General features: G+C 34.8%; 17 protein-coding genes and 2 pseudogenes. 9 read left to right on the top strand and 10 right to left on the bottom strand.

The window, feature by feature from the left end:
• Positions 1-6: 6 nt before the first annotated feature.
• The 3 genes from HY04AAS1_RS07840 (at position 7) to HY04AAS1_RS07830 (ending at position 2,774) form a co-directional block, all read left to right on the top strand.
• A complete protein-coding gene (locus tag HY04AAS1_RS07840; RefSeq protein ID WP_012514590.1) occupies positions 7-1,182 on the top strand; it encodes an iron-containing alcohol dehydrogenase in 1,176 nt (391 codons plus the stop codon).
• Between the two features lie 69 nt (positions 1,183-1,251).
• Complete coding sequence (locus HY04AAS1_RS07835; protein WP_012514589.1) at positions 1,252-2,049, top strand: ABC transporter permease; 798 nt, start codon at positions 1,252-1,254, stop codon at positions 2,047-2,049.
• Positions 2,046-2,774, top strand: a complete 729-nt coding sequence (locus HY04AAS1_RS07830) for an ABC transporter ATP-binding protein (protein ID WP_012514588.1) — start codon at positions 2,046-2,048, stop codon at positions 2,772-2,774. Before HY04AAS1_RS07835 ends, HY04AAS1_RS07830 begins: the two co-directional genes overlap by 4 nt.
• Here the strand turns inward: HY04AAS1_RS07830 and HY04AAS1_RS07825 are convergent, their stop codons facing one another.
• Complete coding sequence (locus tag HY04AAS1_RS07825; protein ID WP_012514587.1) at positions 2,775-4,778, bottom strand: carbon monoxide dehydrogenase beta subunit family protein; 2,004 nt, start codon at positions 4,776-4,778, stop codon at positions 2,775-2,777.
• A gap of 97 nt (positions 4,779-4,875) precedes the next feature.
• On the opposite strand from HY04AAS1_RS07825, the gene HY04AAS1_RS07820 reads away from it, so the two are divergent.
• Complete coding sequence (locus HY04AAS1_RS07820) at positions 4,876-6,411, top strand: ATP-binding protein (protein WP_012514586.1); 1,536 nt, start codon at positions 4,876-4,878, stop codon at positions 6,409-6,411.
• Positions 6,412-6,514: 103 nt separating this feature from the next.
• Here the strand turns inward: HY04AAS1_RS07820 and HY04AAS1_RS07815 are convergent.
• The 7 genes and pseudogenes from HY04AAS1_RS07815 to HY04AAS1_RS07785 all read right to left on the bottom strand — a co-directional run.
• A pseudogene (locus tag HY04AAS1_RS07815) lies at positions 6,515-6,895 on the bottom strand (flagellar biosynthesis/type III secretory pathway protein); the annotation flags it as partial.
• A gap of 65 nt (positions 6,896-6,960) precedes the next feature.
• Positions 6,961-7,212 (bottom strand): Txe/YoeB family addiction module toxin, encoded by a 252-nt coding sequence (locus tag HY04AAS1_RS07810; RefSeq protein ID WP_012514584.1) that lies wholly within the window; start codon positions 7,210-7,212, stop codon positions 6,961-6,963.
• A 31-nt stretch (positions 7,213-7,243) separates the two neighbouring features.
• A complete protein-coding gene (locus HY04AAS1_RS08505; RefSeq protein WP_012514583.1) occupies positions 7,244-7,444 on the bottom strand; it encodes a hypothetical protein in 201 nt (66 codons plus the stop codon).
• 522 nt (positions 7,445-7,966) lie between these two features.
• Entirely contained in the window at positions 7,967-8,827 is an 861-nt protein-coding gene (locus HY04AAS1_RS07800) for a hypothetical protein (protein ID WP_012514582.1), read from the bottom strand.
• Positions 8,828-8,913: 86 nt separating this feature from the next.
• The gene (locus HY04AAS1_RS07795) at positions 8,914-9,885 is read right to left on the bottom strand and encodes an Rpn family recombination-promoting nuclease/putative transposase (protein WP_012514581.1); all 972 of its coding nucleotides are present in this window, start codon (positions 9,883-9,885) and stop codon (positions 8,914-8,916) included.
• Between the two features lie 183 nt (positions 9,886-10,068).
• Positions 10,069-10,319, bottom strand: a pseudogene (locus tag HY04AAS1_RS07790) (flagellar biosynthesis/type III secretory pathway protein); the annotation flags it as partial.
• Between the two features lie 410 nt (positions 10,320-10,729).
• Positions 10,730-11,407 (bottom strand): ABC transporter ATP-binding protein, encoded by a 678-nt coding sequence (locus tag HY04AAS1_RS07785; protein WP_012514580.1) that lies wholly within the window; start codon positions 11,405-11,407, stop codon positions 10,730-10,732.
• A gap of 31 nt (positions 11,408-11,438) precedes the next feature.
• Between HY04AAS1_RS07785 and rfbA the strand changes: the two genes are divergently transcribed.
• The 5 genes from rfbA to alaS are packed head-to-tail and all read left to right on the top strand — an operon-like array spanning position 11,439 to position 17,325.
• Positions 11,439-12,323: a glucose-1-phosphate thymidylyltransferase RfbA gene (gene rfbA, locus HY04AAS1_RS07780; protein WP_012514579.1), complete on the top strand. Its 885-nt coding sequence runs from the start codon at positions 11,439-11,441 to the stop codon at positions 12,321-12,323.
• Complete coding sequence (gene rfbC, locus HY04AAS1_RS07775) at positions 12,313-12,885, top strand: dTDP-4-dehydrorhamnose 3,5-epimerase (RefSeq protein WP_012514578.1); 573 nt, start codon at positions 12,313-12,315, stop codon at positions 12,883-12,885. Before rfbA ends, rfbC begins: the two co-directional genes overlap by 11 nt.
• 3 nt (positions 12,886-12,888) lie before the next feature.
• Complete coding sequence (gene rfbB, locus HY04AAS1_RS07770; protein ID WP_012514577.1) at positions 12,889-13,899, top strand: dTDP-glucose 4,6-dehydratase; 1,011 nt, start codon at positions 12,889-12,891, stop codon at positions 13,897-13,899.
• Positions 13,896-14,723, top strand: a complete 828-nt coding sequence (gene rfbD, locus HY04AAS1_RS07765; protein WP_012514576.1) for a dTDP-4-dehydrorhamnose reductase — start codon at positions 13,896-13,898, stop codon at positions 14,721-14,723. Before rfbB ends, rfbD begins: the two co-directional genes overlap by 4 nt.
• Before the next feature lie 31 nt (positions 14,724-14,754).
• On the top strand, positions 14,755-17,325 hold the full coding sequence (alaS, locus tag HY04AAS1_RS07760; protein ID WP_012514575.1) for an alanine--tRNA ligase: 2,571 nt from the start codon (positions 14,755-14,757) through the stop codon (positions 17,323-17,325).
• 106 nt (positions 17,326-17,431) lie between these two features.
• On the opposite strand, the gene HY04AAS1_RS07755 is transcribed toward alaS, so the two are convergent.
• Together HY04AAS1_RS07755 and HY04AAS1_RS07750 are read right to left on the bottom strand one after the other, a co-directional pair.
• Complete coding sequence (locus tag HY04AAS1_RS07755; protein ID WP_012514574.1) at positions 17,432-18,142, bottom strand: cytochrome c1; 711 nt, start codon at positions 18,140-18,142, stop codon at positions 17,432-17,434.
• Positions 18,139-19,341 (bottom strand): cytochrome bc complex cytochrome b subunit, encoded by a 1,203-nt coding sequence (locus HY04AAS1_RS07750; RefSeq protein WP_012514573.1) that lies wholly within the window; start codon positions 19,339-19,341, stop codon positions 18,139-18,141. Before HY04AAS1_RS07750 ends, HY04AAS1_RS07755 begins: the two co-directional genes overlap by 4 nt.
• Between the last annotated feature and the right edge of the window lie 7 nt (positions 19,342-19,348).

The following is a 19,348-nucleotide window of genomic DNA, read 5'->3' as shown; positions in this document are numbered from 1 at the left end:
TGGTTTATGGTGTTTAATTATTACATGCCTGTGGATATACATTTTGGATACGGTAGTTTGTCAAAAGTAGGTGAAGTGGCAAGAAGGTTTGGTTTTAAAGGGCTTATTGTAACAGGTAAGTCTTCTAAAAAGCATGGATACTTAGACAAGGTTATATCAAACCTCATTTTAAACAATATAAGAGATGTCATTATATACGATGAGATAGAACCAAACCCCACAGATATAAGTGTAAATAAAGGAGCAAAAATAGCTGCTGAGAACAAAGTAGATTTTATCATGGGTCTTGGGGGCGGTTCTATATTAGATGCGGCTAAAGCTATAGCCATAGTATCTTCTAACGAAGGTTTTGCCTGGGAATACGTGTTTTACCCAGAGGGTCCAAAATCAATCCCCTATTACACAAGACCTGTTATAGCTATACCAACTACTGCCGGTACTGGCTCTGAAGTAAACAAATACTCTGTAATATCAAACCCCAATAGAAAAGAAAAGCTTGCGATAGCCCATTCTCTAAACTATCCAAAGGTGGCTATAGTAGACCCAGAACTTACCATGAGTATGGATAAAGATCTTACCGCCACCACAGGTATGGATGCTTTTTACCATGCTTTAGAATCTTATACCAACAAGCTAAACAACCGCCTTGCAGAAGACTTGGATGTCATAGCTTTAAAGTTTATACTAAAATGGCTTGAAATAGCCTATGAAGACGGCACCAACAAAGAAGCTAGAGAAAACATGAGCTACGGAGCTATGCTTGCAGGTATAGCAATAGATCAAAAAAGGGCTGGTATTATCCACACTATGGAACATCCTATATCTGGTAGATACCCTCAAGTGGCCCATGCAAAAGGCTTATCGGCTTTAGGATATTATGTGACCCTTTACAATATAAAAAGAGCGCCTGAAAAATATAGAAAACTTGCCGTAGAGCTTGGTTTAAAAGATGAGTATCATCTTCTTGAAACGCTGAAAAACCTTACTAAAAGGCTAAATCTTCCTCTTAGCCTCAAAGAGCTTGGTATAGTCCCAGATGAAGATCTTCCTCGTATTCTTGCAGAGGATGTGTACTTTACCGGTAGGAACGCTTTTAATATAAACCCCGCTGAGATTACAGAAAAAGAGATAGAGCTTATATACAAAGCTTCCTTGTTTGAAGACGAAAGCCTTGTGCCTTAGTATAAAACATATTTTTCATAAATAAACTTATAACATACAACTTATACAGATGCTTTGAGTTATAATAGTATGGAAATGAAGCAAAATGCTTTGATATATCCGTTTTACCTTCTTTATAAGTATCACTACCTCATATACGTTTTGGCTTTAAAAGAGCTAAAAATAAGGTATAGGGGCTCTATTTTTGGTTTTTTGTGGAGTATGCTAAACCCTCTTTTAAATCTTTTGGTTTATACATTTTTGTTTGTGGTGATATTTAAAAATACTGCAAAAAATTATCCAGTTTATTTTTTTAGCGGTATATTGCCCTGGAATTGGTTTTCCTCTTCTGTGATGGAGGCCACCGATTCTGTGGTTTCTGCTGGGGCTTTGATAACAAAATCTACGCTACCTGCTGAGATAGTGGTAATCACAAAAGTAGTTTCTAACCTTATAAACTATCTTTTATCGATACCTGTACTGTTTTTATTTTTAATATTTTTCCATGTTAAGATAAGTTTTATAGTGCTTTTCCTTCCGGTGGTGGTAATAATACAATTTTTTCTCACAGCAGGTGTAGCGTTTTTCCCAGCCACATGGAACGTATTTTATAGAGATGTTAGACAGATTATGCAGACCATTATACAGCTTTTGTTTTTTTGTATGCCGGTTATGTATTTTGATACACAAATACCTTCTAAATACCAAAAGCTAATATACCTAAACCCAGTAGCTTATCTTATAAAGGTATACCACGATATTTTTTATAACAACCTAATGCCAAGACCCGAGCTTTTGATATTGTTATTTTTTATATCCATAGTAGTTTATATAATAGGGTTTAACTATTTTCACTCTAAAAAGGATGTTTTCGCAGAGTATATATGAGTGTTGTGATAGAGGTAAAAAATGTTACAAAGATCTTTAAAAGACATACGAAAAAATATTTTTCCATAAAGTCTGCTTTTGTGGATTTTATAAAACACGGTAGACCCCAAAAGCAGATAGTAAAAGCCCTTGATAATATAAGCTTTGATATGGTATCTGGAAGCACTTTGGGTATAATAGGAAAAAACGGTGCTGGTAAATCTACCCTTCTTAAAATAATATCTGGCATCATAAAACCCACCTCTGGAAGCGTAAAGGTAAAAGGAAGCTTAGTGCCTCTTTTGGAGCTTGGCACTGGTTTTCATCCGGAGCTCACCGGTAGAGAAAACATCATCATAAGCGGTCTTATCCTTGGGCTTTCCAAAAAAGAAATATACAAGAAAATAGATGAGATAATAGAGTTTGCAGAGTTAAAAGATGTGATAGATGAACCTGTAAGGACTTACTCTTCTGGTATGTATTCAAGGCTTGCTTTTTCTACGGCTTTTAGTATAGACCCAGATATTATAATCTTGGATGAGATACTATCGGTAGGTGATATATCTTTTATGAAAAAAAGCAAAGAAAAGGTAAAAGAGTTTAAAAGAAAAAACAAAACGATATTGTTTGTAAGCCATGATATGACAAGTGTAAAAGAGATGTGCGATGAAGCTATTTATATAGACAAAGGTAGGTTGATCCAAAGAGGGGAGGTAGATACTGTAGTGAGTTTATGCGGTGTATAATCAAAGCATATCTAAAAGCTCTTTTAGTTTGTTAGCATCTGTAAAGCTTGTAGACAAATCCGCCTCTGGATGCCCATAAAGCCCACACAAAGCTACCACCTTGGTGGGGGTATGTTTTTTTAGAAGCCTTATCACAAAATCTGTCCTGTAGCAGTGCGTTCCTATCAGAATGGTGATATCGTGATTGCCATGAAGTATGGCTTCATGGGGGTTTGGTGGGTCCATCTCGACGTTTGGATCGTAGTTTTTTAGTTTTGGTCTATAATCTGGTAGTATCTTCACATTGGCATTTATCTTTTCTATCAAGAGCCTTGTGATATAGGCTTTTTCTTGGAGGTCTTTTTCGTTAAAATCCCAAAATAAAAGAGGTCCTACTACTACCGTTGGGTTTTTTGAGCTCTTAATAAGGCTTGCAAGCTCTTTAAATGCTTCTTTGTAAGAGACTACGCTGTCTTTGATGGTGGCCTCACCTTTGAAGACATCTATTTGCATGGCGCTTCTTGTTCTATCTTCTTCTGGGGTCGGCACTGCTTTTGGTTTTTTGTAGTAAGGGGGTTTAAAGTCTAAAAAGTATTTTGAAAAATCAAAGCTCTGATGAGATTTGCTAAATTCTTTTTCATCTTCTTTAAAAGCCAAAGACTTAGTAAGATCGTCTTTTATGAGATCAAGCTCTACACTAAACTCACCATGATAAGCTTTTTCTTCTTCTTCCACACCAAGACTATAGCAAGTGGTACCTACTATATCAAAAAGCACTCCATTTGCTCCAAACATAGAGGCCTTTTGAAAAGCCTCGTAGCGCTTTTCGTAAAACTCATAACAGCAATGCCCTATATAAGTATAACCATTATCAGCACACCAAAGAAGCGTATCTCTTAAAAGCTCAAACGATGTAATGGTAATAGGTATCATACCCTTTTGGTAGGCAAGCCTATAGGCATCTCCTACCGTGCATCCACCGCACTCCCCGCAATCATCAAGATGCCTATAATCACACCATCTTGGTTTGGCGCAGTAAGGAAGCAGCATCACCTTTGCCTTTTGAAGGTTTTCTTTTAAATCTCCTCCTATACTTGCAATAAGTGCATCTTCGTTTAAACCAAAATCTTTTGCATCAAGTTTTCTTATTGTAAACAAAACCGCTTCTTTTATATCTTCTTTTGATATATCTATGCTTTTAAAAGCTCTAGACTCTAAAAATAAATCAAGCTCATCTTTTATAATGTCTATCTTTTTACCTTTTAAGAAGTTTTCTAAGCTTTTAATATAATCTTTTGGTGATATTATATAATCTCCGTTTATAAAAATATCTTCTAAAACACCCTCTGATGCTTTTATATAAACTCTAAAAGTACCACCTTTGCATCTATAAAGCCCATATGTATAGCCCTCTTTTGGCTTTGCATTTTCAAAGATAAAGTTTTTATCTGTCTCAAAATAAACATGTTCTTCTTCTTTTATATCAAAAGCCCCAAACTCATCGTAAAAGCTGTTCAGAAGCATATTGATAAACTCTTCTTTTGATATGTCTTTTTCTATAGATTTTCTTACGCTTGTAAGCCTATCATCCGCTGCTTTTATACCGTAAGAGGTGAGTTTCTCCACCGGCATATGTATACTCTTTAGCGTTTTTTCTATATTTAAAGAAAAGGGCAAAAATATCTCAAACGCACCATCCTCAATATCCCCATGAACCACTGAAAGCCTTTTTTGACCTACTTTCAATTGAGTGCCTTCTATATTTACATCCTTTATTATATTTTTAAAAGCTTTTAAAAACCTCTCATAAAAAAGCTCTTTGGTGCCTTTTACTCTTACCCCAATAGTCTCTTCATCCACATAAACCGCTTGACCTGAAAGCCTACTTTTTAGAAGTTCTATGTTGTTTTTTTCTATATAATCAAGCCTTATCTCTTTCTCAGGGTCTTGATGATAGCCAATTATCACATATTCTTTATCAAAACTATATATATTTATGCTTCCATTTTCTAGTAAAATTTTCATATCAAAAATCTCTTACAGAGTAAAAAAAATACAATGATAAAATTTATGATGAAGTATATCACGATTTAAATTCTTAAGGCTGTGGTATAATTACATTATGAAGCTTTTACCAATAGGCATACAAACATTTGAGAAAATAAGAAACAACAACTATTATTATGTAGACAAGACAGTGTTTGTTAAAAAATTAGAAAACGGTGGATATTACTTTCTATCTCGTCCCAGAAGATTTGGAAAATCTCTTTTTCTTGATACACTAAAAGAAGCGTTTTCTGGTAACAAAGAATTATTTAAAGGGCTTTATCTGTATGATAATTGGGATTGGGAGAAAAGGTATCCAGTGATAAAGTTTGATTTAAGTCAAGCTTATCCAGATACGGAGGAAAATCTCTTAGAGTCTTTAAAATCGTTTTTAGATGATACAGCAAAACTACACCATATAAAACTCACCAAAAGACTCATACCTCTAAAGTTTCAAGAGCTCATCCAAAAATTATACGAAAAATACAATCAAAAAGTAGTGGTACTTATAGATGAATACGATAAACCAATACTTGATGTAATAGAAGACATAGAAAAAGCAAGAAGAAATAGAGATATACTAAAAAAGTTTTTTGAGATACTAAAACCCTCTGATCCTTATCTTAAACTTGTATTTCTTACAGGGGTATCGAGGTTTTCAAAAGTATCTATATTTAGCGGGTTAAACCAGCTAAACGATATTACCGTAGATAGAAACTTTTCTACAGTATGTGGATATACCCAATCTGAGCTTGAAAGTGTTTTTGAAGATAGATTGAAAGATTTTGATAAAGAGAAGATAAAAGAGTGGTATAACGGTTATAGTTGGCTTGGAGAGAGTGTTTACAATCCTTTTGACATACTGCTGTTGTTTGATAAGAAAATGTTTAAACCTTACTGGTTTGAAACAGCAACGCCTACATTTCTTATTAAGATGTTTATGAAAAACAGATACTACATACCAGAGCTTGAGAACCTTGAAGTAGGAGATGAGATACTATCAAATCTTGATGTGGATAATATAAGAGTAGAAAATCTTCTGTTTCAATCTGGTTATCTTACAATAAAAGATTTTAAAGAAAAATACGGAATATACATATTGTCCTATCCAAACTTAGAAGTGAGAAAAAGCTTCAATAGTTATTTTCTAACCTATATAATAGAAGATATCTCAGCAAAATATAAAACTGATATAGGTCTAATAGAGGCTTTTGAGACAAAACAAGTAGAAAAACTAAAAGACATTTTACATAGATTTTTTGCAAGCATACCCCACGATTGGTATAGGAAAAACGACATAGACTCCTATGAGGGATTTTATGCATCTATCGTATATGCGCTTTTTAACGGAGCAGGGCTAAATGTGATAGCAGAAGACAACACCAACAAAGGCCAGATAGATTTAAGTGTCTTTAACCAGGACAGCGTTTATATAATAGAGTTTAAGGTAGTAGAGGACAAAGAGGAAGGGAATGCTTTAAAACAGATAAAAGAGAAAAGGTATTATGAGAAGTACATGGGCAAGTACAAAGAGATCTATCTAATAGGGATAGAATTTAGCAAGAAAGATAAAAACATTGTGGGCTTTGAGTGGGAGAAATTTTTATTTTAGTTGCTATCTTTAATCAAAAGTTTTGGAGCCTATCGGCATATTTCTTTAGCCATTTTGGCAAGTAAAAGCTTAAAAACGTTATTGCTTAATGGTTTCAATTAATTTACAAAATCTCTTCAATTTTGCCAGCAAGTATCACCTTCTTAAACATTTCATCCAAAGCTTTTATATCATCCGTACTTTCTATCTTTTCTTCAAGCTCTCTTGGCAGCACTTTAAACTTAATAAGAATAGCACTCTTAACATCATCTTTTTTAGCCTGAACTAATCCTTCTTGCTTACCTTTCAGAGTAGCCTCTTGCTCTAACTGCTCTACGGCTTTTGCTGTAAAAGGTAAATCTTTTAGCTCTTCTATAGTAAAAGGTGGTATCTCTAACATAGGCTCCTCCTTAAGCAATATTTTAAATCCTTCTCTTAATTTAGGTCTTACCTTTAACAATGTCAATATCTTTCCAACCCAGTCAGATCTTTCTTGCTCTGGTAATTCTCCTTAAAGACGGGCTTAATTTGTGAGGCATGTATTCACGCTCTATCTGAACTTATACAATACTAATAGTGATTCCATACACTTACTATCTTTACAATTTTTTGTTCATCATCAATTTCGTAGACTAAACGATGTTTTCTATTTATGCGACATGAGTAATAACCTTCTAAATCTCCAATAAGCTTTTCACACTGAGAAGTATATGGATCTTTTTTGATTTCTTCTACTAATTTTTCGAATTTAGATTTCAAACCGGCGCGGTATATATTCACTAAGTCTTTCTTAGCTTGCTTAGTAATTACAACTTTCCACACTTAAACCGTTTATCTTCCTATTTTGAAAAATTTAGATATGGTTGACTTGATTGTTAGCTTCTTTTGCTATTTCTTCCCAGTTGATATCATCTATGTCTTCACATTCTTCTATGGGCGTTTTTGAGCCTTCTATAATTTTCTCTTTCATACCAGGAATACTAAGAAGATATAAAGTCTCCTTCTTGCTTTTTGTTTCGTCTGTTGAATCTCTAATTGGATACTTAGTTTTCATACATGCCTCCTTCTATTAATATTAATTTTATAAAATAAATTTAGATTGTCAATGTATACAAGTTCACTACATCATGAACACATACTTTTAACAAGGTAGTGTGCTGTAAGCATTTCTCTGAGCTATTGAGTGCATGTGAATGTTCCTTAAATTCGAAACGCGATTGCATCGCTCTAGTGTGCCTTGCGCCGTTCTCTGAGCTCTTGAGATGCTTTGCCTGTTCCTTAGAGTCGAAATGCGATACCATCGCTCTAGTGTGCCTTGCGCCGTTCTCTTAGCTTTGACATGGTAACGCCTGTTCCTTAGCATCGAAACGCGATTGCATCGCTCTAGTGTGCTCATAGCCGTTTTCTGAGCTATTGAGAGGCTGTGAATGTTCCTTAGAGTTGAAATACGATTGCATCGCTCTAGTGTGCTGGAAGCATTTTTTACATCGTATAATAAGTGTCTGTTAAGAAGACGGGCATTTGAAACGTGCTCACGCACTCTGTTCACAGTCTATCTTAACTTATATATATGAGCTTACAAAATCTCTTCAATTTTGCCAGCCAGTATAACCTTTTTAAACATCTCGTCTAAAGCCTGTATATCATCTGTACTTTCTATCTTCTCTTCAAGCTCTTTTGGCAATACTCCAAACTTGATAAGAATAACACTCTTAATGTCATCTTTTTTGGTTTTAAGAGTAGCCTCTTGCTCTAACTGCTCTATAGCTTTTGCTGTGAATGGTAAATCTTTTAGCTCTTCTATAGTAAAAGGTGGTATCTCTAACATAGGCTCCTCCTTAAGCAATATTTTAAATCCTTCTCTTAATTTAGGTCTTACCTTTAACAATGTCAATATCTTTCCAGTCCATTCAGATCTTTCTTGCTCTGGTAATTTTCTTAATTTGGATAGAGCTTTATGAAATAGCTTTTCTCTATTTCTCACGTTGCACAAAAATGCAAAGGTTATATCTGCCATATTATCAGATTCCAACAGATCATCACATTGAAAATCTTTTAGGTCTATCAGCTCATATTCGTAATAAAGCTTTGAATCTTTTAAAGTGTTTTTCATGTTGCATTTGTCTTCACCAAGATATATAAGCTTTTGGTGTATAGTCTTTTCTTTGTATTCCATTTTGATGAGGCTATAGTACTCAAACATCCTATAAAGCATGGTCTTATCGTTTGTTGTCTGGAATTCTATATGAAGAATAGAATCATCTTCTAACTCAAGAAGAAGATCCACTCTTCTTTCTTTTGTTGTTTTAAACACCGAGTCTAACTCCCGCTTATATTTTATACCTATTATATCTCTCATTAGCTTACTTTCCAAAAGAGGAAGTATTATATTCTTTATGGTTATATCTATATGGGGATGACGGTTTTGTTGATCCATTTATATATTATAAAAGACATGCTTAAATTGTGATTAGGATATAGTAAGCTTATATGCTCACAATCTAAGGGAACAAATTATCTAACTTACAAAATCTCTTCAATATTGCCAGCCAGTGCAACCCTTTTTAACATATCATCTAAAATCTGTATATCATCTGTACTTTCTATCTTCTCTTCAAGCTCTTTTGGCAATACTCCAAACTTGATAAGAATAACACTCTTAATGTCATCTTTTTTAGCCTTAATTAATCCTTCTTGCTTACCTTTTTCTAATCCTTCTTGTAAGCCTTCTTGCTTACCTTTTTCCAATCCTTCCATAATCCATTTTTCTATCAGTGTCATAGCTTTCTTATCACCTCCTATAAGTTCTTTCAAGGCGTTTTCTGCCTCTTTGGTATCACCTTTCACATATGAAATATAGTTAAATGAGAAAAATAAACAATGATATCCTTCTTCATCTTCATGAATTTGAACGTATTCCACCAGTGGCCTAAATACTGCTTTAATCTTTTCTATATTCTCATGTACATGCTTCATTGCAATAACAGCAGATGTAAAGCAAAAATCTATGTAGGCTTCATTTATTAGCTCATCATCTGATACTTTGTTTAGATCTATAAGTATATAATTTAGTTTAGATACGTATTTTTCCAAGTTCTGGTCTTCTAATACTGGTAAAGATGTAGGTATGTTCCACTCTCCTTTTCCATGATAAAAAACAATATTGATAATAGGAGGATAATATTCTTTTTCTTTTATAGCCTCTTCCCAGATGGCGGCGTTGTAGTATGAAAGCTGAATAGGTAGTTCTTTATCAAGATAAGATTTATGTTCAAGCACTATCCTTATGTAAGCATCTTGATCTTTTACCTTGCAGCTAAAAAGTAAATCAAGCATAAACTTTTGAGATTTAGAAGAAAACTTTTCTGTATTAACAGGCGTTATAGAATGTATACTTTTAGCTACATCTTTAGCAAAGATATCAAGAAGCGTCTTTACTCTCCTAGGATCAGAAAATATCTGCTTAAAAAATGAATCATGAGGCTGTATATCCATAGATCTATTTTACTACAAATCAAAAGTATTTAAAAGATGCGTTTTCTTCTTCTTGGCCCACATGGTTTATATGGAACAGAGCGATAAAATCGCATTTTAGAAATCGGCGGAGTTGTTAAAAACCACATGGTTTATATGGAACAATTTTAATAGATTTTAGAAGTCATTACTAAATCGGCTAACTTACAAAATCTCTTCAATCTTACTAGCTAGTATAACCTTCTTAAACATCTCGTCCAAAGCTTTTATATCATCTGTGCTTTCTATCTTTTCTTCAAGCTCTTTTGGCAGCACTTTAAACTTAATAAGGATAGCGCTCTTAACGTTATCTTTTTGGCCTGAGCTAATCCTTTCAAAGTAGCCTCTTGTTCTAACTGTTCTATAGCTTTTGCTGTGAATGGTAAATCTTTTAGCTCTTCTATAGTAAAAGGGGGAGTTAAAATATTTATGTACCTTAAACTTAAACATGTTATCAAAAGAGACTTGTCAATAGTTTTGTGTCTTATGACAGAATCTTCTGTTGATTTAATGTAGGAACGGGCTTACTTCACTTATTGAAACATCTATAGACAAGAATATTTATTTAAATAATCGCATCAGAGCACTGTCAGTGCATTTCAGACCTACAAGTATAACACGGTTTCATTATTTGTTAGGTTATAGAACACCTGCTGAAGTAGCTTACAAGTATGCCACGGTTAATGGTAATGGTATAAAGAATTCCGAGGTGGTCCTATGATAATGTGTTATAATTTTTTTGTGGGACAAGTATACCACGGTTTATGTGTTCACGATGTAGTGAACTTATACAAGGTGAGGGCTTCTTGCTATAATTATGTTAAAATCAATAAAAACTCTCTAGCAATTTTTTACCATATTCGCTTTTTGGGCTTTTAAAAAACTCATCTTTTTTAGATATCTCTTGCACTATACCATCTTTTAACACCATCACCTTATCCGCTATATAATAAACCACATCTATATCATGGGTTATGATGATTGAACTAAAATAATCTTTCATGTTCTTAAAAGCGCACAAAACGTCTTTTTGTATCAAAACATCTAAAGAAGATGTAGGCTCATCGGCTATCACCAAGGAAGAGCCTCTTGCCAAAGACATCGCTATCATCACCCTTTGCTTTTGACCCCCTGAAAGCTGATGGGGATATTTTTTCTTTAACTCATTTACATCAAGCCCTACAAGGTTTATAGCTTTATCTACATCTATGCCAGCGTTTTCTTTTATAGCCTCTTTTACCATTTTTATCTGTGAATATACGTTAAAAAGAGGATCCAAATAATTGCCTGGGTCTTGAAATATCATAAATATATCCTTACCCTTATACTCAATAAGCCCTTTATAATCAATAAGTCCCATTATAGCTTTTGCAATGGTGGATTTACCAGAACCAGATTCTCCCACTATAGAAAATATCTCATTTTCTTCTATATCAAAACTAACATCTTTTAAAATATGTTTATTTTTATAAAATACGTTTAAATTTTCTACTTTTAAAAGCATAAAAACTAAGTATATTATATAATAAATCAATATGAAAGCTATTATACTGGCTGGGGGTTCTGGTACAAGGCTATATCCCACTACAGAAGTGTTAAACAAGCATCTTTTGCCTATATACAGTAAACCTATGATATATTATCCGCTGTCGCTGGTGATGCTTCTTGGTATAAGGGATATAGCTATTGTGGTGAACCCACAAGATTTGGAGAGTTTTAAACTCTTGTTAAAAGATGGGTCTCATGTTGGTATAAATATAACTTATATCATTCAAGAAAAACCAAGGGGCTTAGCAGAAGGGCTTATTCTGGCAAAGGATTTTATAAAAGATGATTATGTGCTTTATCTTTTGGGAGACAACATATTCTTTGGACATGATTTGCCCAAGATTGTAAACTTGGCAAAAGAAAGGATTTTAAAAGAAAACGGGGCATCTATATTTTGCTATCATGTAAAAGACCCAGAGCGCTTTGGTATAGCAGAAATATCAGAAGATGGTAAGGTGGTCTCTTTAGAAGAAAAACCAAAGCATCCAAAATCCAATTATGCAGTGGTTGGTATGTACATATACGATAAAGATGCAGTTTATATAGCAAAAGATATAAAACCTTCTCATAGAGGAGAGCTTGAGATTACATCTGTAAACGAAGCTTATTTGAAAGCTAATAAGCTATACGCTTATATACTAGGAAGGGGTTTTGCTTGGTTTGATGCTGGAACCCACGATAGTTTTATGGAAGCCTCTGAGTTTATATCAACAATAGAAAAGCGTACTGGTCTTATGGTAGGATGTATAGAGGAGATAGCCTACAAAAACGGATGGATCACAAAAGAAAAACTTTTAGAACTAGCACACAATTTGAGAAAGACAGATTACGGAAAATACTTGATGGAGATAGCCCAAGATCATGCCTTTTGAGTTTATAAGAACAGATATAAAAGAGGTGATACTGATAAAGCCAAAGGTCTTTAAAGACGAAAGAGGGTTTTTCTTAGAAAGCTATAAAAAATCTGAGTTTGAGAAAAACGGCATAACAGATATCTTTATCCAAGATAATCATTCAAAATCTGTAAAAGGAGTATTAAGGGGCCTTCATTACCAAAAAGAACCAGAAGCTCAAGGAAAGCTTGTAAGATGTATAAAGGGTAAAATATTTGATGTGGCTGTAGATATAAGAAAAAATAGCCCCACTTACGGCAGATGGGTAGGGTATGAGCTCTCAGAAGAAAATAAACTGATGCTTTTTATACCAAAGGGCTTTGCCCATGGGTTTTTGACCCTTTCAGAAGAAGCTGAGATCATATACAAAGTATCTGAGGCCGAGTATTCAAAAGAACACGACAAAGGTATAATATGGAACGATAAAACCATAAACATAAAATGGCCTTTAGAAAATATAAAAGAGGTTATTTTATCTGATAAAGATAAAAATCTACCAACACTAGAACAAGCAGACAACAACTTTTTATACGGAGGATAAATTTTGAAATTACTTGTAACAGGTGGAGCTGGTTTTATAGGCAGTGAGTTTGTAAGAGAAGGCGTAAGAATAGGATATGAGATTGTTGTGGTAGATAAGCTAACATATGCTGGGGATTTGGAAAGACTAAAAGGAGTAGAAAACAATACAAGTCTGTCACGGTTTATAACATTCTACAAAGCAGATATTACCAACAAAGAGTTTATAGAGCATATTTTTAAAACTGAAAAGCCAAAGGTTGTAGTTCATTTTGCAGCAGAATCCCATGTGGATAGAAGTATATTGGATGCAAGCCCTTTTATAAAGACAAATGTAGAAGGCACACAAGTGCTTCTTGATGTAGCAAAAGATATAGGTGTTGATAAATTTATCAACATAGCCACAGATGAGGTTTATGGAGAACTTGGGCAAGAGGGAACGTTCAAAGAAGATTCACCCCTTGTTCCAAACTCCCCTTACTCTTCATCAAAAGCAGCTGCTGATATGCTTGGAAGAGCTTACTATAAAACCTACAAGCTTCCAGTTATCACCGTTAGACCCTCCAACAACTACGGTCCTTGGCAATATCCAGAAAAGCTTATACCTGTTGTCATCTTAAAGGCCCTAAACAACGAAAAGATACCTGTATATGGCACTGGGCAGAATGTAAGAGAGTGGCTTTATGTCTCAGATTGTGCTGAGGCTATATTTGAGATAATGGAAAAAGGCAAAATTGGTGAGATTTACAACGTAGGTAGCAATCAAGAACGAAGAAACATAGATGTGGTAAAAACTATATTAAAACTTTTACATAAAAATGAAGATCTTATAGAGTTTGTAAAGGATAGACCAGGGCATGATTTTAGATACTCTTTAGATACTACAAAGATAAAAAATGAGCTTGGCTGGGAAGCAAAAACTACATTTGAAGAAGGTATAGAAAAAACTGTAAAATGGTATATAGAAAATATGGCATGGGTAGAGAAAAAACTCAAATACCTAAAAGAGTATTGGGATAAGGTATATAGCGTATGAAATACCTTATACTTGGTAAAAATGGACAGCTGGGAAAAGCGTTTTTAAATGCACTTCAGAATGAAGATACGTTGGGGCTTGATAAAGAAGATTGCGATATATCAGATTTTGACAGATTAAAAGAGGTCTTTGATTCCTACAGACCAGATATAGTACTAAACTGTAGTGCTTACAACTTTGTAGATAAAGCCGAGACAGATTTCCCAAATGCCTACAAAACAAACGCCTACGGGGTAAAAAGTTTAGCTTACCTTTGCAAACAATACAACGCTTACTTTATAACATACTCAACAGATTACGTGTTTGATGGAAAAAAAGAAGGACTATACAAAGAAGAAGATATGCCAAATCCGATCAACGAATATGGAAAGAGTAAACTCACCGGTGAAATATGGACTTTGGAGGAAGGTTTAGAAAGCTATTTGATATTTAGGACAAGCTGGGTATATGGGGATGGCACACAAAACTTTGTTTATAAGCTTTTAAACTGGGCTAAAAACAACGATATTTTAAAAATAGCGATAGATGAGTTCTCTGTACCAACGCCTGCAGACTTTTTGGTAGAAAAAACACTAAAGGCGATAGACAAAAACTTAAGCGGTCTATATCATCTTGTCCCAAACGGCTATGCTTCTCGTTACGAATGGGCAAAGTTAATTTTAAAGGTTTACGGCATAAAGAAAATCATAATACCGGTAAGCAAAGAGGTATTTAACTTACCAGCGAGAAGGCCAGATTTTTCAGCCCTCGATTCAAGTAAAATCCAAAAAGATTTAAATGAAAACTTTGAAGAGTGGAATGACTTGTTAAGAAGGTTTTATTGACCAAAGATTAAAACATTGGTAAAATAGATGTATGAAAACAGACGAAATAAGGGAAAAGTTTTTATCTTTTTTTGAAAATAAAGGGCATACCGTTGTGAAAAGTTCTTCCATAGTACCTAAAAGCGATCCTACGCTTCTTTTTGTAAATGCTGGTATGGTACCTTTTAAAAATGTATTCTTAGGGCTTGAAAGTCTTCCTTACAAAAGAGCTACCTCTTGTCAAAAGTGTTTCAGAGTATCAGGCAAGCACAACGACCTTGAAAGCGTAGGAAGAACCACAAGACATCATACGTTTTTTGAAATGCTCGGAAACTTTTCCTTCGGAGATTACTTTAAGAAAGAGGCCATACTTTACGCTTGGGAGTTTGTTACAGAGGTTTTGAGACTACCAAAAGATAAGATATATGTAAGCGTTCATCAAAACGATCAAGAAGCTTACGACATATGGAAAGATATGGTAAAAGTGCCAGAGGACAAAATATGGCGTATGGGGGATGAAGATAACTTTTGGCAAATGGGAGAGACTGGTCCTTGCGGATATTCTTCTGAAATTTACATAGATAGGGGAGAAAAATATTCTCAAGATGAAAGATATCTAGAAATATGGAACCTCGTTTTTATGCAGTTTAACAAAGATGAATCAGGACATATGGAACCTTTAGCCAAACCCTCTATAGACACTGGTATGGGGCTTGAAAGAATAGCATCTGTCATACAGGGCAAAGACTCGAATTTTGAGATAGATATTATAATGCCTATTATACATTTTGTAGAAGATCTTTCTTCTAAACGCTACAAAACCGATGAAGAAACTGATATTGCTATGAGGGTTATAGCCGATCATTCAAGAGCTTGCACCGTAGCCATATCTGAGGGTATTATACCTTCCAACGAAGGAAGAGGCTATGTGGTAAGAAAAGTCTTAAGAAGAGCCGTAAGATTTGGCTATAAGATAGGTATAAAAGAAGAGTTTTTATACAAAAGCATAGATGTGGTGGTGGATACGCTAAAAAACGCATATCCAGAGCTTGAAATGAGCAAAGAGTTTGTTAAAAATATAATAAAAGCTGAAGAATCGAGATTTTTAGAAACTTTGGAAAACTCTTTGGAGCTTTTCGATAGATACATAGCTGAGAACAAGTCAAACGTTATAAGTGGAGATTTTATCTTTAAAGCTTACGATACTTACGGATTTCCTTTAGATATACTTCAAGAGATGACCCATGAAAAAGGTATGACCCTTGATATGAAAGGTTTTTATGAGCTTTTAGAAAAACAAAAAGAAGAATCAAGAAAACACTTCAAAAGCGAAGAAAAGGTGGATGAGGTATACCTTAGCATAAAAGACAAGGCAAGATCAATCTTCACAGGATACACACACACCGAAGAACAAGCAAAAGTCCTTTTCATAATAAAAGATGGTAAAATGACAGAAGAGCTAAAAGAACAAGAAGATGGTATCATCATCCTTAACAAAACACCTTTTTATCCAGAAAAAGGCGGTCAGATAGGAGACAGTGGTATACTTGAAAACAGCGAAGCACTTTTTATAGTAAACGACACCAAAACCCCAACGGATGGGGTAATAGCTCATATAGGAAAAGTAATAAAGGGAAGGCTAAGAGTAGGCACAGACGTACTTGCAAAAATAGATAAAGAAAGAAGAGAGGATATAAAAAGACATCACACCTCTACGCATCTTTTGCATGCAGCTTTGAGAAATATGTTTGGTGAATCTGTAAGACAGGCCGGTTCTTACGTGGGAGATGAGTTTTTAAGGTTTGATTTTACGTTTTATAGAAGCCTAAAACCAGAAGAGTTAGAAGCTTTGGAAGCGATGATAAACGAAGAGATTATGAAAAATGAAGAAATATTTGTAAAAGAGCTTCCATACCAAGAGGCTATAAAAACTGGGGCTATAGCAATATTTGAAGAAAAATACGGTGATGTAGTAAGGGTAATAAGCGCTGGAGATTTTTCCAAAGAGCTTTGCGGCGGAACCCACGTAAAAAGAACCGGAGATATAGGCTATTTTAAACTAATATCAGAATCATCTGTAGGAGCAGGTATAAGGCGTATAATTGCAAAGGCTGGTAGAAAAGCTGTAAGAGAGGCCTATGAAGATAGCAAGCTTTTAAAAACCATATACCAAGAAATAGGTGCCAACAAGCAAAACCTTTTAGAAAGGGTAATAGCTCTAAAAGAAGAGCTAAAAGAAAAAGACAATCAAATTCAAATGTTAAAGTCTAAATTAGTAAGGTTAGAAGCTAAAGCCTCTTTAAACATAGAACAAATAAACGGTATAAAACTATACTGGGGTATATTAGAAGAAGCTTCTTTGGACAATCTTAGAGAGATAGCAGATTCCTATAGACAGCATCCAAACACGGTGGTGTTTTTAGTTTCTAAAAGCCCAAAAAAGAGTATACTCATAGCTAGATCAAAAGATTTAAACTACGATATGAAAGCTATTATAAAAGATATAGCAAAACCAATGGAAGGGTCTGGCGGCGGTAGAGAAGATTTAGCTCAAGGAGGGGTTCAAAAGATAGAAACGTTTAACAGCGCTTTAGAAGTGTTGAAGAGCATTTTAAGTAAATAACGATATAAAATAGATATAAATATCAAAAGTAAGCGAAATTTATAAAGTTTTTAAGATTTTAATAAAAATTTTATATAAACCCTCCCAAAAGGGAGGGTAATTGTTATCAGTGTAAGCCCATTTTATCTAAGAATCTGCCTCTGTATAAGTAAATTGCTATACCAAAGAATATTAGGAAAGCAAGCGTTGCTACGCCCATTTCAAAACGTCTTGTTTGTTCAGCTGGTGTGGGCGTATCCACAGCTCTTAGATAAGCTACCACTTCAGCAGCTTCTTTTGGTTGGCCGTGCAATATAGCTGGCATTGCAGTACCTGGAATGATTTGGCCAGGGTTTTGAACCCAATTAAACAAGTACTCTGGTCCTCTTGCAAGGTACATAGTAGACAAGTCTGGTGGCACTTTACCAAATTGGCTTTTAAGAGTATGAAGCTCTGACACAAAAGCAGCATCGTAGACATCTTGTGGAAGATACATAGCAAAACCTTTGGTTTTTTGATGGAATGGTGCCAAAAGACTATCTGAAGGTATAGGTTTTGCAAATTGTTTTATTATACGAGGAAAGTTTGGATCTGATTTTACAGATAACGGATACACGCCATCATATCTTAAAGAATGACAAGCGGCGCATTGTTGAGTGACTATCTGACGTCCAGCAGCTATTATTTGAGGATTATCGCTGTAAATCATAGCTCTGTAATTTGCTGGGAGTGGATACTCTTGTTCTTGCACAAAAGGATTTTTTACCCATATGATGAAGAAGAATATTGCGACAAAAGCGGTAAAAAATATCGTCTTCAAAATATTACCTAAGCTCATTGTTCACCCCCTTTAGCATAATCTACTTCACCTTTAGCTTTAGCATAACCAAGCTCTATAAATGATATGATTGGCAAAGATATAAAGAACAAGAACAATAGCGCTGTGAAGAATAAACCAACTTTAGCTACTTGAGGTGTGGCTTGAAGTGTACCTATTATTGTAAGACCAGCACCAGCAAATATAAATACAATATACATAGCAAAGAAAAGAGGTCTTCTTCTTGCGCTTCTAATAGGAGAAAAATCAAGCCAGGGTAGAAGAAGTATAAGAGCTAAAACTAAGTTGAAGGTTACAAAACCAATAAATTTGTTAGGTATAGATCTAAATATAGCGTAATAACCTTTTAGGTACCATTCTGGGGCTATTTCAGCTGGTGTTTGGAGTGGGTTAGCTGGTTCCCAGTTTGTGGCTGGTAAGAATTCTTTCATGTAGAAAAACACGAAGAAGAAGAACAAAGCAAGGTAGAACATTGCTACAGCACCTTCTTTTAGAGTGACGTAAGGATGGAATGGCACACCTTCTTTTTTCTTATCGTATGGTTTACCATCTGGGTTTGATATACCAGCAGCTCTAACTAAGAATAGGTGTATACTTACAACACCAAGAAGTATAAGAGGTAATATCAGCACGTGTAAAGCAAAAAATCTACCAATGGCTAAGTTTCCAAGGGTATAACCGCCTCTCATGAGAAGAGATATGGTCTCGCCTATTACACCTGGAATAGCACCTGGGATTTCAACAGTAACCTCTGTGGCCCAGTAAGAGAGCTGACCCCAAGGCAAGACATAACCAGTAAGAGCGGTAAGAAGTAACAAGAAATATATTATAAATCCCATTACCCAAACAAGCTCTCTTGGCTTCTTGTAAGCGTTGTAATATATGCCGGTAAACATGTGAAGATATACAACCGCTAAGAAAAAGTTTGCCCCAGCAGCGTGTATGCTTCTAAATAGCCACCCGTATGGTACAACTTTCCATATGAAAAGAGCGGCACTATCAAAGGCAAGTGTATCATAAGGTTTATAGTACATCAGAAGTATCATTCCAGATACTATTTGCACAGTAAAAGCGATTATCGCCAATACGCCAAAAGCATATGGAAACGTGAGGTTTTTGGGGACTTTGTAGTCCACCATCTGGGACTGAAATATTTCACTCAAATGTGTTCTTTCTTCAATAAATTTAGCAAGACCCATTCCTATT

Source organism: Hydrogenobaculum sp. Y04AAS1 (genome assembly GCF_000020785.1).
In the GTDB taxonomy this organism is placed as follows: Bacteria; Aquificota; Aquificia; order Aquificales; family Aquificaceae; genus Hydrogenobaculum.
This window is presented reverse-complemented; position numbering and strand designations above follow the sequence as displayed.

What these genes read in the sequence shown, in the direction of transcription:
- HY04AAS1_RS07820 (WP_012514586.1), top strand. Translation starts at nt 4,876, where the DNA reads ATGAAGCTTTTACCAATAGGCATACAAACATTTGAGAAAATAAGAAAC.
- rfbC (WP_012514578.1), top strand. Translation starts at nt 12,313, where the DNA reads ATGCCTTTTGAGTTTATAAGAACAGATATAAAAGAGGTGATACTGATA.
- HY04AAS1_RS07825 (WP_012514587.1), bottom strand. Translation starts at nt 4,778, where the DNA reads ATGAAAATTTTACTAGAAAATGGAAGCATAAATATATATAGTTTTGAT.
- HY04AAS1_RS07755 (WP_012514574.1), bottom strand. Translation starts at nt 18,142, where the DNA reads ATGAGCTTAGGTAATATTTTGAAGACGATATTTTTTACCGCTTTTGTC.
- rfbD (WP_012514576.1), top strand. Translation starts at nt 13,896, where the DNA reads ATGAAATACCTTATACTTGGTAAAAATGGACAGCTGGGAAAAGCGTTT.
- alaS (WP_012514575.1), top strand. Translation starts at nt 14,755, where the DNA reads ATGAAAACAGACGAAATAAGGGAAAAGTTTTTATCTTTTTTTGAAAAT.
- HY04AAS1_RS07835 (WP_012514589.1), top strand. Translation starts at nt 1,252, where the DNA reads ATGGAAATGAAGCAAAATGCTTTGATATATCCGTTTTACCTTCTTTAT.
- HY04AAS1_RS07830 (WP_012514588.1), top strand. Translation starts at nt 2,046, where the DNA reads ATGAGTGTTGTGATAGAGGTAAAAAATGTTACAAAGATCTTTAAAAGA.
- HY04AAS1_RS07800 (WP_012514582.1), bottom strand. Translation starts at nt 8,827, where the DNA reads ATGGATCAACAAAACCGTCATCCCCATATAGATATAACCATAAAGAAT.
- HY04AAS1_RS07840 (WP_012514590.1), top strand. Translation starts at nt 7, where the DNA reads ATGGTGTTTAATTATTACATGCCTGTGGATATACATTTTGGATACGGT.
- rfbA (WP_012514579.1), top strand. Translation starts at nt 11,439, where the DNA reads ATGAAAGCTATTATACTGGCTGGGGGTTCTGGTACAAGGCTATATCCC.
- HY04AAS1_RS07795 (WP_012514581.1), bottom strand. Translation starts at nt 9,885, where the DNA reads ATGGATATACAGCCTCATGATTCATTTTTTAAGCAGATATTTTCTGAT.
- HY04AAS1_RS08505 (WP_012514583.1), bottom strand. Translation starts at nt 7,444, where the DNA reads ATGAAAACTAAGTATCCAATTAGAGATTCAACAGACGAAACAAAAAGC.
- HY04AAS1_RS07750 (WP_012514573.1), bottom strand. Translation starts at nt 19,341, where the DNA reads ATGGGTCTTGCTAAATTTATTGAAGAAAGAACACATTTGAGTGAAATA.
- HY04AAS1_RS07785 (WP_012514580.1), bottom strand. Translation starts at nt 11,407, where the DNA reads ATGCTTTTAAAAGTAGAAAATTTAAACGTATTTTATAAAAATAAACAT.